The organism is Streptococcus sp. ST14 (assembly GCF_046098195.1).
In the GTDB taxonomy this organism is placed as follows: domain Bacteria; phylum Bacillota; class Bacilli; order Lactobacillales; family Streptococcaceae; genus Streptococcus.
In genome coordinates this window covers 59,734-71,960 of the sequence record NZ_JBJUSF010000001.1, presented here as the reverse complement: position 1 = coordinate 71,960, position 12,227 = coordinate 59,734, and the positions used below count along the sequence as shown (strand labels likewise).

The following is a 12,227-nucleotide window of genomic DNA, read 5'->3' as shown; positions in this document are numbered from 1 at the left end:
TTATTTTTTACATGCTAAGTCCGCCATCAACAGCGAGAACTTGTCCAGTCAAATAATCCTGTCCAGCCAGGAACACTGTAGCATCTGCGATATGTTCTGCTTGACCAAAATGTTTCATTGGGATTTGGGCCAATGTCGCTTCCTTGACCTTATCAGACAAAACAGCCGTCATATCTGACTCGATCATCCCTGGTGCAAGAGCATTTACTCGTACGTTGCGATTGGCAACTTCACGTGCAACTGACTTGGTAAAACCAATCAAACCTGCTTTAGAAGCTGCATAGTTGGCTTGTCCGATATTTCCCATCAAACCGACCACACTAGACATGTTGATAATCGCACCTTCACGTGCCTTGATCATCTGTTTCAATACTGCTTGCGTCATGTTGAAGGCACCTGTCAAGTTGATCTTAATCACTTTTTCAAAGTCTTCTTCGGTCATCTTGAGCATAAGCGTATCTTGAGTGATCCCAGCATTGTTGACCAAGACATCGACAGAACCGAGTTCTGCAATCGCTTGATCTACCATACGCTTGGCATCTGCAAAGTCTGAAACATCACCTGATATCGGTACTACTTTGACGGCGTAGTTTGAAAACTCAGCCAGCAATTCTTCTGGGATTGCTCCGCGACTATTCAAAACTACATTAGCGCCTAGTTGGGCAAATTTGTGAGCAATGGCAAGTCCGATACCACGACTTGAACCTGTTACAAAGACATTTTTATTTGTAAGTTGCATTCTATCTCTCCTGTTTCCTGTTGTATTTTGTGGGAGAAGGGATTACTAGTTTCCCAGCAAAGCATCCAAACTTGCCAAATCTTCAACATTGGCTAACTTAGCTGATTTATCAATCTTTTTGACAAAGCCTGACAAGACTTTTCCCGGACCAATTTCAATGAAGTTGGTCACACCAGCATCCTGCATGACTGCGATACTTTCGTAGAAACGCACCGGTTCCTTCACCTGACGCGTCAAAAGCTCTTGGATTCGATCTTTTTCCATGATTGCAGCTTCTGTATTGCCGACTAGAGGGCAAATAAAGTCTGAGAAACTAATTCCCTCAAGAGCCCCAGCTAGCTGTTGGCTAGCTGGCTCTAGAAGGTCTGTGTGGAAAGGACCCGATACATTTAAAGGAATCAATCGTTTTGCTCCTGCTTCCTGCAAGAGTTCAACTGCGCGGTCAACCGCAGCCACCTCGCCACCGATAACGATTTGGCTTGGGGTGTTGTAGTTAGCTGGAGTCACTACTCCAACTTTAGAGGCTGTTTCACAAGCTTCCTCAATCACTTCAACTGGAGTATTGAGAACCGCAACCATCTTCCCAGAGCCTGCAGGTGCAGCCTCTTCCATATAAGCACCGCGCTTAGCAACCAAGGCAACTGCATCCTCAAAGTCCAAGGCCCCACTTGCTACAAGAGCAGAATATTCCCCAAGAGACAATCCTGCTACCATATCCGGCTGGTATCCCTTTTCTTTTAATAGTCGGTAAATAGCAACCGAAGTCGCTAAAATAGCTGGTTGCGTATAGCGAGTCTGGTTTAACTTGGTTTCTTCCTTATCGATCAAGTCACGAAGGTCATAACCCAAAACCTGACTGGCTTGGTCAATTGTTTCCTTGACGATAGGGTAGCGATCATAGAGTTCACGCTCCATTCCTAGATACTGAGCACCTTGACCCGCAAATAGAAAGGCTGTTTTAGTCATTTCTTACAACTCCTGCCCAACGAGAGGCTTCTTCTTGAATTTTTTTGGCTGCACCATAGTATAGATCTTTTAGGATTTCTTCGACAGTTTCCTCTTTAGAAACCAAACCAGCGATCTGACCTGCCATGACGGATCCACCTTCTACATCTCCATGAACAACGGCTTTAGCAAGAGCACCAGCTCCCATTTGCTCAAAGATTTCTAAATCTGGATCTTCTTGTTTAAAGGCATCCTTTTCAGCCTGTTCAAAGTCACGTGTCAACTGATTTTTAATGGCGCGAACAGCATGTCCAAAATGTTGAGCTGAAATAGTCGTATCGATATCACGCGCTTTTAAGATTTTTTCCTTGTATTTTGGATGGGCGTTAGATTCCTTGGCTACTACAAAACGCGTACCAACTTGAACAGCCTCTGCACCAAGCATAAAGCCTGCAGCGACACCTTCACCGTCGGCAATTCCTCCAGCTGCGATAACCGGAATTGAAACGGCTGCAGCAACTTGGCGAACCAAGGTCATGGTTGTTAATTTACCAATATGTCCACCGGCTTCCATTCCCTCTGCAATAACTGCATCTGCACCAATTTTTTCCATGCGTTTTGCCAAAGCAACACTTGGAACAACAGGAATAACTGTAATTCCTGCATCATGGAAACGAGTCATGTATTTACTTGGATTTCCTGCACCAGTTGTAACCACCTTGACCCCCTCTTCAATCACGAGATCAACGATGTCTTCTACAAAAGGTGACAAGAGCATGATGTTAACACCAAAAGGTTTGTCCGTAAGTGATTTGATTTTATCGATATTAGCCTTTACGACCTCTTTAGGTGCATTCCCACCACCAATGATCCCTAGACCACCAGCTTTTGATACTGCACCAGCCAAGTCACCATCTGCAACCCAGGCCATTCCTCCTTGAAAAATAGGATAATCAATGTTCAATAATTCTGTAATACGTGTTTTCATAGTGCCTCCATCATTCTTTGCTTACGTAATAGTTCGATGAGTTTATCGTTTGAGTTTCAAACTATTACCTAAACAAGAGGGAGTGGGTTTCCCCTACTCCTTCTAGTAATATGTTAATTATTTTGTTTGCTCTTCAACGTAGGCAACCAAGTCACCAACTGTTTTCAAGTTATCTTCTGCTTCGATTTGGATATCGAAAGCATCTTCGATTTCAGAGATTACTTGGAACAAGTCCAATGAATCTGCATCCAAATCATCAAAAGTAGATTCAAGTGTTACTTCTGATGCGTCTTTCCCAAGTTCTTCAACGATAATTTCTTGTACTTTTTCAAATACTGCCATGATAGGACTCCTTTAAAATATAAAAAATTTATAACTATGTGTTTACCACATGATTACCTAGATTGTAAGAATGAGTGTGCCCCATGTCAAACCTCCACCGAAGCCTGATAGGAGAATCGTCTGGCTACCATCTAAACGAATCTTGCCATTCTCCACACACTCTGAGAGCAAAATCGGGATACTTGCTGCACTGGTATTTCCATACTCCATCATATTGGCAGGAAGCTTGTCTCGGTCTACGCCGATCTTCTTAGCCATCTTATCCAAAATGCGGATATTTGCCTGATGAAGCAAGAGATAATCCAATTCCGATGCTGCGATTGGACCATTTTCAATGGTTTCTTTTATCGATCTAGCAACATCACGATTTGCAAAATCAAAAACTGCTCGTCCATCCATTTTCAAAAAAGCAGGAACTGCTTCTTGATCCGAGAAAGGAGAAGCCAAAGCCGTTTGACCATAGGTCAAACACTCGCTCCGAGAGCCATCTGTATAGAGACTTTCCACAAGGAAGTGACGTGTTTCGCTCGCTTCCAAGAGAACCCCACCAGCACCATCCCCAAAGAGAACAGCTGTCGAACGATCTGACCAATCAACTGCCTTGGATAAGGTCTCAGCCCCGATAACAATCCCTTTTTTGAACTGTCCAGAACTTAAAAACTTTTCTGCAGTTGAGAGAGCGAATACAAAGCCACTGCAAGCTGCTGTCAGATCAAAGGCGAAAGCTCTATGCGCTCCGATATTTGCCTGAACTCGAGCTGCTGTGGAAGGCATCATCGAGTCTGGGGTAATCGTCGCTACAATAATAAAATCAATCTGATCCGCTGTTAAGCTCCCTTTAGCCAACAAGCTCTTAGCTACTTCTGTCGCCAAATCACTTGTAGACTCTGTTTTTGAGATATGTCTCTGTTTAATTCCTGTCCGACTTGAAATCCACTCATCGCTTGTGTCCATGATTTGGGCTAAGTCATGATTAGTGACCACTTGCTCTGGAACATAATGAGCAACCTGGCTTATCTTTGCAAAAGCCATTATTTCAAATCCTCCAAAAATTGATAAAGATTGATTAATCCTCTACCCATAACTTCTATTTCCTCAGGACTCATGCCATCGATGATTTTTTCGACCATTGCCTTGTGAAAACGTCTATGAAGACGATGGACTAACCGACCTTTCTTGGTCAAATGCAGATAGACCACTCGACGGTCTTGGTCAGAACGAATACGCTCAATATAACCTTTTCTCTCCAGGTTATTCAAACTCGTCGTCACTGTCCCAAGAGTTACCATCAGTTCTTTTGAAACCTTACTTGGCGTTGCCTCCGGGAACTTCCCAATCACATCGATCGTGTGCATTTCTTTGATGGAGATGTCTTTGAATCGACTACCTCGTAAGCTAACCTCCTCAATCACAAGGACGTTATTAAAAATAGATGTTAGATAATCATTTACTTGTTGGTAGTCCAAATCGTTTCCCTCCCCCTCAAAAAGCTTTTACAATCAAAACATTTGATAAAAGAAGTATAACAAACTTCAAAAAATTGTGCAAGTATTTTTTCACATTCCTGTAAATTTCGGTCTTCTTCTTTCAGAATGTGCACGAACCCCTTCTTTAAAATCTTCAGTTAAAGATAACGATTCTTGTAATTTCAATTCTAATTCAGCATAATTCTGCCAATCCTTAAATTGACTTTCCCAAACTAACTTTTTAATCGCTGCGTATGAGTTTGCTGAACCTCTTCTTAATTTTTTCAGAACTTGTTCTCTTGTTTTTTCTAATTTGTCAACTTCACAAACACGGTATACCACGCCCCATTCTAGCGCTTTTTCAGCAGTTAAGGCTTCACCTGTCATAGCAAGTTGTGCAGCCCGTGTTACCCCGATGCTACGACTCAAGAGATGAATCCCACCAGCGTCTGGCGCCAATCCAACTCCGACAAAGGCTTGAATGAATTTTGCCTTGTCAGTCGCCAAACAAAAATCAACTGCTACTGCCATATTTGCTGCGGCACCAGCAACCGCTCCATCTACCTCCATCAAAACAGGTTTAGGAATTTGCTTGATTTTAAAAGAAATTGTATTGACTAATTCTGCAATCTTATTCAAAGAAGGAATATCATCTTCGTCTACTGCTCGTTTCATCTCAACCAAGTCTCCCCCAACTGAAAAGACCTTCCCATTAGCATTAATCAAGATGAACTGCACAGCTTGATCCTGATCCGCTAGGGTCAAAGCTTCTAAAATTTCCTCACACATTGGGATATGAAAACCATTTGCCACTTCGGGACGATTCAAAGTAATGATAGCCAGATCATCTACGATCTGATATAAGATATGATTCATAGCTTCTCCTTTTCTTTTATAAGGCAATGAAATTGTTTTATCATCAAAGTATACCTTTTTTTGGATAAAGAGGCAAGGAAAAACTAAAGGAAAGTGTCTCAGCTGATTATTTACCCATCATTTATGAGTGTGAGTAAAATTTGACACTCTTACTTTTAAATCGTTATCGCTTTTCAGAATAAGTTAGTGTTTTCTTCTATTATAATAGGAAGTTATTTTCGTCATTGAAAAATGCCCCTCTTTCTGCTATAATCGTATAAAACACTTACTTGAGGAGTCCTTATGAAGGTTGTAAAATTTGGCGGAAGCTCGCTTGCCTCTGCTGGTCAGTTAGAAAAAGTTTTAAACATTGTTAAAAGTGATAAAGAACGCCGTTTTGTAGTCGTTTCTGCACCCGGCAAACGCAATGCTGAAGATACCAAGGTAACCGATGCCTTGATCAAATACTATCGTGACTATGTGGCTGGAAATGACATCAGTGCTAGCCAAAGCTGGATCATTGACCGTTATGCCGCTATGGTTAGTGAACTAGGGTTAAAACCTGCTGTTTTAGAAAAAATCTCTAAAAGTATTCGGGCCTTGGCAACTCTTCCTATAGAGGACAATGAATTTCTCTATGATACCTTCCTAGCGGCTGGAGAAAATAACAATGCCAAATTGATTGCAGCCCACTTTAACCAAAACGGCATTGATGCACGCTATGTTCACCCAAGAGAAGCTGGGATTGTTGTCACAAGTGAACCAGGAAACGCACGCATCATTCCATCTAGTTATGACAAGATTGAAGGCTTGGCTGATAGCAACGAAGTCCTTGTCATCCCTGGTTTCTTTGGTGTGACTAAGGAAAATCAAATCTGTACTTTTTCACGTGGAGGTTCAGATATTACAGGTTCTATCATTGCAGCAGGTGTTAAGGCTGATCTCTATGAGAACTTTACAGACGTAGATGGTATCTTTGCTGCCCATCCTGGTATTATCCACCAACCACACTCCATTCCTGAATTAACCTACCGTGAAATGCGTGAGTTGGCTTACGCTGGATTCTCAGTCCTTCATGACGAAGCTCTTCTACCCGCTTACCGCGGAAAAATTCCTCTTGTCATCAAGAATACCAACAACCCTGACCACCCAGGAACACGCATTGTTTTAGAACACAGTAGTGATAAATTCCCAGTAGTAGGGATTGCGGGTGACTCAGGATTCGTCAGCATCAACATGTCAAAATACCTCATGAACCGCGAAGTCGGATTTGGTCGCAAGGTTCTGCAAATCCTTGAGGACCTCAACATCGGTTGGGAACACATGCCTACAGGTATCGACGATCTTTCAATCATCCTCCGCTCCCGTGAATTAACTCCTATCAAAGAAGAAGAAATTCTACGTCAACTCGTTCAAAAAGCTGAAGTGGACCATGCTGAAATCGAACATGACCTTTCCATCATTATGATTGTTGGAGAAAAGATGAAGAGCCATATCGGGGTAACTGCTACTGCAACACGTGCTTTGTCTGAGAATAAAATCAACATCCAGATGATGTCCCAAGGTTCAAGTGAAGTTTCCATCATGTTTGTTGTCAATAAAGAGCAAGAAAAAGCAGCTATCAAGGCTCTCTATCATGCCTTTTTCGGTGAAAGTAAGGAAGACTAATCATGGCCCAATCACTCAATCAAGTCATTGACCTCCAAACTACTGGGACATCTTACCTCTCTATCTCTGGAAAAGTTGGAAAATTTTTAGTCGGGGATCAAGCCTTAGAGTTTTATCCTGATGTCAATGTCGAACAATATATCCAAATCCCTTGGTCCAGCATTCAGCAAATAGGAGCTAACGTAAGTGGTCGCAAGATCAGCCGTCACTTTGAAGTCTTCACTGATCAAGGTAAATTCCTCTTTGCCTCAAAAGACTCTGGGACTATCCTCAAAATCGCTCGGAAAAAATTAGGAAACGATAAGGTTGTCAAACTTCCTACTTTGATTCAGACCATTGGTCAAAAATTTAAAAATCTATTTGCAAAAAAGTAGAAACTTTAGTATAATCATAGCAACGGATAAGTAGGTTATCTTCTTCTTTCAGAAAGTCTGCGGGTGCTGCGAGCAGATAGGAGGGATAGGTGAAATTCTACCGTTGTTAACAATTAAATACTCAATCAAGTGCACACCTGTGAAGTTGGATGGAACCGTGGCCCTGCCACTCCAACACTTTGTCAGGTGTGCTTTTTTTCATAAAGGAGTTCTTATGTTAGATATTAAACGTATTCGTACAGATTTTGATGCTGTCGCTGAAAAATTAGCTACACGTGGTGTAGATCCTGCTATCTTAAATGAGATGAAAAAAATCGATGCTAAACGTCGTGACATCTTGGTCAAGGTTGAAACGCTCAAAGCAGAACGTAACACAGTTTCTGCTGAGATTGCCCAAGCCAAGCGAAACAAGGAAAATGCAGATGACAAGATTGCTGCGATGCAAACCTTATCTGCTGAAGTCAAAGCCTTGGATGCTGAATTGGCAGAAATCGATGCTAAATTAACAGAATTTACCACTACTCTTCCAAACATCCCAGCTGACAGTGTTCCTGTTGGGGCTGATGAAGATGACAATGTGGAAGTCCGCCGTTGGGGTAGCCCACGCGAGTTTGACTTCGAACCAAAAGCTCACTGGGATCTTGGTGAAGACTTGGGTATCCTTGACTGGGAACGCGGTGGTAAGGTAACGGGCGCTCGTTTCCTCTTCTATAAAGGACTTGGGGCTCGTTTGGAACGGGCTATCTACAACTTCATGTTGGATGAGCATGGTAAAGAGGGCTATACCGAAGTCATCACACCATACATGGTTAACCATGACTCAATGTTTGGTACTGGTCAATATCCAAAATTCAAGGAAGACACTTTTGAATTGAAAGACACTAATTATGTCCTCATTCCTACAGCTGAAGTGCCTCTTACAAACTACTACCGTGATGAAATCCTTGACGGTAAAGACCTACCAATCTACTTCACTGCTATGAGTCCTTCATTTCGTTCTGAGGCTGGTTCAGCTGGTCGTGATACACGCGGCTTGATTCGTCTGCACCAATTCCACAAGGTTGAAATGGTCAAATTTACCAAACCAGAAGAATCTTACGAAGAATTGGAAAAAATGACAGCCAACGCTGAAAACATCCTTCAAAAACTCAACCTTCCATACCGTGTCGTTGCCCTCTCTACTGGGGACATGGGCTTCTCAGCTGCCAAGACTTATGACTTGGAAGTTTGGATTCCAGCCCAAAATACCTACCGTGAAATCTCAAGCTGTTCAAACACAGAAGATTTCCAAGCCCGTCGTGCCCAAATCCGTTACCGTGATGAAGCCGATGGTAAGGTGAAACTCCTTCACACCTTGAACGGTTCTGGACTTGCGGTTGGACGTACAGTGGCTGCTATTCTTGAAAACTACCAAAATGAAGATGGTTCTGTAACCATTCCAGAAGCTCTTCGTCCATACATGGGTGGCGCTGAAGTTATCAAACCATAAAAATAAGGCCTAGCTATTTCTAGCTAGACCTTTTTTCGTAACCAAATCAGATAACCAACCAAGACAAAGAATAAAATAGTGAGGCAAATAACGGTTTCAGCCAAGACCAGATAATCCAGAAATGGAAGTTTCAAAATTCCCTGAGCCATCTTGAGCGAGGTAGCTGTGATAATGGTTGGGAAGGTGAGGGCTGAGAAGGCTGGTTGAAATCCTTGTTTTAAAATATTGGGTAGGCGAGTTAAAACAAAGAAAAAGAAGGATTGAGATGCCAAAATCATGACAATCAAGAGCCAAGTCGGTAGGCTTGCTCCTCCAACTCGAACTAGAGAAGCCAAGAGTAGGGAGAAGGGAGCACAGTAGATTCCTTCTTGTCCAAGCAAGGCCACTGGGAGTGGATCTTTCTTTAAATCACTATAAATAAGGGGATAGAGATAGAAGGTCAAGGCAAAACCAAAACTCAAGGTCGCATAGGCAATTTCAATGATACCGACAAGAGGATAGGTCAAGGCTGCTACTGCTATCCCCACATAGAGTACCGTCCAGCTAGGAGTCGCATTGACCCTCCGACCTGGACAGGCAAATTTGATGGTAAAAGTAGCAATCAAAGTCAAATCCAAGAGAAATGAAAACCACCAGATCCCTTGTGCTACCAAATGAAGAGCAGGGAATACGCGAAAGACATAGGTCGCTAAAATCATCCCAGCCATGGGAAAGGTGGCCATCCCAGATAAAAGAGGGGGCTTGGTCAATTCTTTCTTGGTTTCTTCCCAATTAAAAAGATGAACAACAAGAAAGAAAATCCACAACACTAGACCAGTCAGACTCAATAAATGCGACAGAACAGGCAAAGTATCTGCAATCAGATTTCCTGCACCTGCTAAACCCAACAAACAACCAGAAAATACTAAGGGGAGCTTTTTCATTCGAGCCTCCAATAATCATGTTATTATTAGTATAGCATAAAAGCGCTTAAAATAGCATAGAAAAATGAAGACTGGATTGCTCAGTCTTCATTTTTTCTTTCTGATTCGAACTAGGCATAAGGTTGTAATTCTGGGTTAATAGGCGTATTGGCTAGGTTGTTTGCATAGTTACAAAGGCTGGCAAGACTAACACCGAGAACCACGTCCAAGGCATTTTGTTGCGTGTAGCCAGCTTCCAAAAATTCAGCCAAGGCTTCATCTCCTACACGCCCTTTGGTATTGATGACCGCCAAGGTAAACTTAGCTAGAGTATCTAGTTTTGGATCTGTTTCAATCGGAGTGCGGTTGCGGAGAGCTTGGAGAAGATCATCATTCATCTGGATTTGTTTGATTGAAAAGGCTGTATGACCTGCGACGCAGAAAGCACAACCATTGGTTACGGCAGCTGTGATTTGTACTACTTCGCGTTCCACTGGTGTCAGGCTATTGCGGCGGTTGATGGCTCCGACAGTTCGGTAAGCTTCAAGCGCGGTTGGGGCATTGGCCAAGAGACCGATTAGGTTGGGAATATAGCCATTGTTATCTTTTTGTACTGTTTCAAGAACTTCTTTCACTTCTGCTGGTGCTGATTCTACTGTGTGGATGGTAAATGTTGTCATAAGAAACCTCTTTTCATTTTATTGTCATTTAGTCTATCATAGAATTTTCCACTTGGATAATATATATTTTCAATCGCCTTGATAGGAAATGTTTATGAAATGAAAAAATCACACCAAAAGTGTGATTGGATTAGTGTTTAAAATACTGTTTAGTCTCAGCAATGACGACTGGCGATAAGACTAAGAGGGCAATCAAGTTTGGTAAAGCCATCAAGGCATTGACGATATCTGCAATAATCCAGACCATATCCAACTCGATAAATCCTCCCAACAAGACCATGACTACAAAGACTACACGGTAAAGCCAGATAAAACGAACACCAAAGAGAAACTCAAAACAGCGTTCTCCGTAGTAGTTCCATCCGAGAATCGTCGTAAAGGCAAAGAGTACAAGGAAAATGGTCAAGAGGGAAGGTCCAAAATATGAAAAAACTGTTGAAAAGGCTGACTGGGTCAAGGCAACCCCATTCAAATCACCACTCCAAACCCCAGTTACCAAGATTGTTAAACCAGTCAACGTACAGATAATGAGGGTATCAATAAAGGTTCCTGTCATGGAAATCAAGCCTTGCTCGACAGGCTCATTTGTCTTAGCTGCAGCCGCTGCAATGGGAGCAGAACCAAGACCAGATTCGTTAGAGAAGACTCCCCGCGCCACACCATTTTGGATAGCCATCCGAATACTGGCACCTGCAAAACCACCTACCGCAGCAGTTGGACTAAAGGCTGAAGTAAAGATGAGGGCAAGTGTGGCTGGGATTTTCTCGATATTAAAGAGAATAACTGTAAGAGTCCCTAAAATATAGACAATAGCCATAAAAGGAACCACTGCTGTCGAAACTTTTGATATGGACTTGAGGCCACCAAAGACAGCAACACCCACCAAAATGGATAAAATCAGAGCTGTGATAGCTGGATCAACTTGGGCTGTATTTTGAATGGATTCTGTAATCGAATTGACTTGGGTAAAGGTACCAATCCCTAGAAGGGCTACCAATACACCCGCTAGGGCAAAGAAGATAGCAAGTGGACGCCACTTTTCTCCCATCCCCAAAAGGATGTAATGCATGGGTCCTCCAGCTACAGCTCCATTTGCATCCTTTGTGCGATATTTGATGGCCAACAAGCCTTCGGCATATTTGGTCGCCATCCCAAAGAAGGCCGCCATCCACATCCAAAAGAGGGCCCCTGGTCCCCCAACCTTAATGGCTGTCGCCACTCCGATGATATTTCCCGTACCAACGGTGGCTGCTAGAGCCGTACAGAGAGCAGCAAAGCTCGACACATCGCCATGCCCCTTATCCTTGGTAAAGATCAGCTGAAAGGCCTTAGGGAGACGAGCCACCTGCAAAAGTCCTAGTCGGATGGTCAAATAGATACCCGTTCCGACCAATAAGATCAAGAGGGGAGGCCCCCAAACGAAAGCATCAAGCGCTTTAAGCAATTCTAACATGTCCTTCTCCTATCTTTCAACCCCAAAAGAAAGAGCACATGCAAGATACATGTACTCTGGAATGCTTAGATAAATGCCTAAAAGCGGTCTATCCTAGCTCTGTCCTTTTACCTGAGAGTTTGAGCAGTTGCCTGCCTTGCCCCTTCGGTGCCTTTACGGTCTCTCCAGAGTTCCGTCCATTTACAGTCATGGAAAACAAACCTTTCTCCACTTCTATTAAACTTCATTCGGTGTTGGTATTTTATTTTTTATTATTTTACAAGAAAAGTTAGTCTTTGTCAATATATTATTTGAAAAAAGATGGATTTTCACTTCTTTTTCAAAAA

Annotated in this window: 13 protein-coding genes and 1 riboswitch; of the genes, 3 read left to right on the top strand and 10 right to left on the bottom strand. The window is 42.6% G+C overall.

What is annotated here, in order from left to right; all coding sequences use genetic code 11:
* Positions 1 to 7: 7 nt before the first annotated feature.
* The 7 genes from fabG to ACIY19_RS00260 form a co-directional block, all read right to left on the bottom strand.
* Entirely contained in the window at positions 8 to 739 is a 732-nt protein-coding gene (gene fabG / locus ACIY19_RS00290) for a 3-oxoacyl-[acyl-carrier-protein] reductase (RefSeq protein ID WP_001177609.1), read from the bottom strand.
* 45 nt (positions 740 to 784) lie between these two features.
* Entirely contained in the window at positions 785 to 1,705 is a 921-nt protein-coding gene (fabD, locus tag ACIY19_RS00285; protein ID WP_409002413.1) for an ACP S-malonyltransferase, read from the bottom strand.
* Positions 1,698 to 2,672: an enoyl-[acyl-carrier-protein] reductase FabK gene (fabK, locus tag ACIY19_RS00280; protein ID WP_000857451.1), complete on the bottom strand. Its 975-nt coding sequence runs from the start codon at positions 2,670 to 2,672 to the stop codon at positions 1,698 to 1,700. Before fabK ends, fabD begins: the two co-directional genes overlap by 8 nt.
* A 117-nt stretch (positions 2,673 to 2,789) precedes the next feature.
* Positions 2,790 to 3,014, bottom strand: a complete 225-nt coding sequence (locus ACIY19_RS00275; RefSeq protein WP_000257840.1) for an acyl carrier protein — start codon at positions 3,012 to 3,014, stop codon at positions 2,790 to 2,792.
* A 57-nt stretch (positions 3,015 to 3,071) separates the two neighbouring features.
* Positions 3,072 to 4,046 (bottom strand): beta-ketoacyl-ACP synthase III, encoded by a 975-nt coding sequence (locus tag ACIY19_RS00270; RefSeq protein ID WP_409002412.1) that lies wholly within the window; start codon positions 4,044 to 4,046, stop codon positions 3,072 to 3,074.
* Positions 4,046 to 4,480 (bottom strand): MarR family winged helix-turn-helix transcriptional regulator, encoded by a 435-nt coding sequence (locus ACIY19_RS00265; RefSeq protein WP_033630318.1) that lies wholly within the window; start codon positions 4,478 to 4,480, stop codon positions 4,046 to 4,048. The genes ACIY19_RS00270 and ACIY19_RS00265 overlap by 1 nt, the downstream gene beginning before the upstream one ends.
* Before the next feature lie 90 nt (positions 4,481 to 4,570).
* On the bottom strand, positions 4,571 to 5,356 hold the full coding sequence (locus ACIY19_RS00260) for an enoyl-CoA hydratase (protein WP_042902828.1): 786 nt from the start codon (positions 5,354 to 5,356) through the stop codon (positions 4,571 to 4,573).
* Positions 5,357 to 5,638: 282 nt separating this feature from the next.
* Here ACIY19_RS00260 and ACIY19_RS00255 point away from each other — a divergent pair, with 282 nt between their 5' ends.
* From ACIY19_RS00255 to serS, 3 genes are all read left to right on the top strand, one after another.
* Complete coding sequence (locus ACIY19_RS00255) at positions 5,639 to 7,003, top strand: aspartate kinase (RefSeq protein ID WP_409002411.1); 1,365 nt, start codon at positions 5,639 to 5,641, stop codon at positions 7,001 to 7,003.
* Positions 7,004 to 7,005: 2 nt separating this feature from the next.
* Positions 7,006 to 7,377 (top strand): DUF956 family protein, encoded by a 372-nt coding sequence (locus ACIY19_RS00250; protein WP_000079381.1) that lies wholly within the window; start codon positions 7,006 to 7,008, stop codon positions 7,375 to 7,377.
* A gap of 214 nt (positions 7,378 to 7,591) precedes the next feature.
* A complete protein-coding gene (gene serS / locus ACIY19_RS00245) occupies positions 7,592 to 8,866 on the top strand; it encodes a serine--tRNA ligase (protein ID WP_409002410.1) in 1,275 nt (424 codons plus the stop codon).
* 23 nt (positions 8,867 to 8,889) lie between these two features.
* Here the strand turns inward: serS and ACIY19_RS00240 are convergent, their stop codons facing one another.
* From ACIY19_RS00240 to ACIY19_RS00230, 3 genes are all read right to left on the bottom strand, one after another.
* Positions 8,890 to 9,789: a TDT family transporter gene (locus tag ACIY19_RS00240; protein WP_409002409.1), complete on the bottom strand. Its 900-nt coding sequence runs from the start codon at positions 9,787 to 9,789 to the stop codon at positions 8,890 to 8,892.
* A gap of 110 nt (positions 9,790 to 9,899) precedes the next feature.
* Positions 9,900 to 10,448 carry a carboxymuconolactone decarboxylase family protein gene (locus tag ACIY19_RS00235; RefSeq protein ID WP_000206774.1) on the bottom strand — a complete coding sequence of 183 codons (549 nt, stop codon included), beginning with the start codon at positions 10,446 to 10,448 and terminating at the stop codon, positions 9,900 to 9,902.
* A 130-nt stretch (positions 10,449 to 10,578) separates the two neighbouring features.
* The gene (locus tag ACIY19_RS00230; protein ID WP_000891450.1) at positions 10,579 to 11,901 is read right to left on the bottom strand and encodes a sodium:alanine symporter family protein; all 1,323 of its coding nucleotides are present in this window, start codon (positions 11,899 to 11,901) and stop codon (positions 10,579 to 10,581) included.
* 89 nt (positions 11,902 to 11,990) lie between these two features.
* Positions 11,991 to 12,079, bottom strand: a riboswitch (glycine riboswitch).
* Between the last annotated feature and the right edge of the window lie 148 nt (positions 12,080 to 12,227).